The organism is Nocardiopsis alborubida (genome assembly GCF_012396365.1).
In the GTDB taxonomy this organism is placed as follows: domain Bacteria; phylum Actinomycetota; class Actinomycetes; order Streptosporangiales; family Streptosporangiaceae; genus Nocardiopsis; species Nocardiopsis alborubida.
In genome coordinates, this window is the sequence record NZ_JAAXPG010000073.1 from 1 (window position 1) to 1120 (window position 1120).

A 1120-nucleotide genomic window follows, 5' to 3' on the forward strand; every position below is an offset into this window, starting at 1 on the left:
ATACTAATTAATTCATAAGTTTCCGTACTTCATGCGTGGTCCGGAGGGGCATCTCGGATGTAGGACAGGTGCGGGTCGCCGAAGAAGGCGCGCACGATGCGGGGCGTCTTTTGCAGGCGGGCGAGCGCGCTGTGCGCGACGCACCTCAGTCCGTCCCGGCCGCGCACGGCCGAGCGTCCCACCTGGTCGTTCTTCACGTTCTTCCACACCCACTCGTCCGGGTTGAGCTCGGGTGAGTACGGAGGGAGGAAGAACACTTGGAGCCGCCCGGCGGTGGAGCGGGCGAACTCCTTGACCTCGTTGGCGGTGTGCACCGAGCTGTTGTCCACGATCAGGAACACGTCGGTGCCCGCGTCCGCCAACAGCCGCCGGCAGAAGCCGACGAAGTCGTGGGCCCTAAACGTCCCCTCGTGCAGGTGAAAGCGCAGGTGGCCGAGCGCGCTGACGGCCGAGACCATCATGACGGACTGTCGCTGGCCGCTGGCTTGGACTACCGGTGTGACGCCCACCTGGCCCCAGGTGGTTCCCGCGTGGAAGTCGGTGCGCACCCCCGCCTCGTCGGCGAACAGGACCAGCCCGTCGACTTGGGCCGCTTGGGCGCGGATGGCCGGGTAGGTCTGCTCCTTCCATACGCGCACCGCCTCCGGATCCTGCTGGTGGGCCCGGTGGAGGGGGCGTTGGGCCGACAGCCCCAGCCGCTTGAGGAGGCGCCCAACGCTCACCGGCGACAGCGACACCCCGAACCGCCTCCGGATGAGTTCTTTGACCAGCGCCCGTGTCCACAATGCGTACCCCAGACCCAAGTGCCGGGGCTCGCAGGCCAGGATGAGCGCACGCAGCTCGCGCGTTTGCCGCTCGTTCAGTCTCGACGGGCGGCCCGGGGCGGTCTTGGTCGCCAGCGCGGCCCGGCCGCCCTCGCGGTACTTGCGCCACCAGTCGAAGACGGTCTGGTGCCCCACCCCCATGATCTCGACGACCTCGTTGATCTTCCTGCCGGACTCGATGAGCCGGATCGCCAACTCCCGCTCTTCCTCCGTGGCCCGGCGCCCTTTCTTCGCCATACAGAAAATTATACCCGAAAGGCATAAAGTAACTACGGGAACTTATGAATTTCTTAATA

1 protein-coding gene is annotated in these 1120 nt (G+C 65.9%); it reads right to left on the minus strand.

The features are described from left to right. Positions 1-29: 29 nt before the first annotated feature. Positions 30-1061, minus strand: a complete 1032-nt coding sequence (locus HGB44_RS31520; RefSeq protein WP_061083771.1) for an IS630 family transposase — start codon at positions 1059-1061, stop codon at positions 30-32. Positions 1062-1120: the final 59 nt, after the last annotated feature.